The sequence below is a fragment of the Microbacterium sp. HSID17254 genome, assembly GCF_003989315.1.
GTDB lineage: Bacteria > Actinomycetota > Actinomycetes > Actinomycetales > Microbacteriaceae > Microbacterium.
Genome location: NZ_RBLT01000092.1, coordinates 1 through 1421, shown reverse-complemented (window position 1 = coordinate 1421; position 1421 = coordinate 1). Strand labels below are relative to the sequence as shown.

The following is a 1421-nucleotide window of genomic DNA, read 5'->3' as shown; positions in this document are numbered from 1 at the left end:
CCCGTTGGAGGCGCCGTCCTGGTTGACCGCGGACCCGCGGACCACCGCGAGGCTCTCGTGCCCGTTGCGGACCGCGTCGGAGCGCCGCTCCAGCAGGCCCATGCCGACGCCCTCGGCGAGGGCCCTGCCGCCGGCGTCGTCGGAGAACGCCTTGCACCGGCCGTCCGGCGACAGGCCGCGCTGGCGGGCGAAGTCGACGAACGCCGCCGGGGTGGACATGACGGTGACACCGCCGGCCAGCGCGAGCGAGCACTCCCCCGCCCGCCGCGCCGGCGCGCCCAGGTTCCTCCCGACCCGCCACGACGACCACGCCGTGTGCACCGTCACCGCCGGCACGTCCAGCCCCAGGGTGTAGGACACCCGGCCGGACGCGACACTCGGCGGGCTGCCCTGGCCCTGGGCGCCCTCGAACTCCCTGCCGCCCAGGATCGAGCCGTAGTCGCTGGACATGAAGCCGGCGAAGAAACCGGTAGCGCTGCCGCGCAGCGACACAGGCTCGATCCCGGCCCGCTCGAAGGCCTCCCAGGACGTCTCCAGCAGCAGCCGCTGCTGGGGGTCCATGGACATCGCCTCGCGCGGGCTGATCCCGAAGAACTCGGCGTCGAACTCCGCGGCGCCGTCGATGAACCCGCCGTGGCGGACGTAGGTGTGCCCGGGACGGCCGGGGTTCTCGGTGTCGACGACGGCGTCGAGGTCCCAGCCTCGGTCGTCAGGGAACTCGGAGATCGCGTCGACGCCGCCGTCGAGGAGCGCCCAGAAGTCCTCGGGCGAGCGCACCCCGCCGGGCAGCCGGCACGCCGTGGCCACGATCGCGCCGGGGTCGCCATCGTAGGTCGTAGCGGCGGGCACTCCCATGCCGGATGTCGCGGTAACAGGGGTCTCCCCACCGGCAGAGATTAGGTGCCGGGCGAGGTCGGCTGGCGTGGGGTGGGCGAACAGCATCGCGGGCTTAGGTGCCGCGCCCAAGACCCCACCGAGCTGGTGGCAGAACTCAACGGCGAGCAGCGAGTCCACACCGCGATCGGCACACGTTGCGCCGGGCGCTACGGCGTCCGGGCCGTTGAGTCCGAGCGCAGCTGCGGCGCACAACCGCACCACGTCCAGCATTGGCTCACCGGCCGTCCTTTGCGACCGAACGACGTCCGCGGACTCGACGGGTTCCGCCCCCTCGCGAACCCGCCTGCTGGTAGGACCACCGGGCGGGGCGGGATCCGAGGCCTCGGGCAGCCAGTAGGACCGACGCCGGAAGGCGTAGGTCGGCAGCGGAACCGATCGGCTCCCCGGCACGCGACGGGTCCAGTCGACTGGGACACCGTGCGCGTCGGCCTCGCCCACCCCGCGGATGAAGTGCTCCGCGCCCCCGTCCCGGCGCAGCGTCGCCCAGGCCACCACGTCCGACGCGCCGCACCCCAAGTGCGCGG

At 73.9% G+C, this 1421-nt stretch carries 1 protein-coding gene; it reads right to left on the bottom strand.

From position 1 onward, the window contains the following. The coding region (locus tag D8M34_RS17855; protein WP_274543281.1) for an acyl carrier protein at positions 1-1107 on the bottom strand (1107 nt) is incomplete at its 3' end. Positions 1108-1421: the final 314 nt, after the last annotated feature.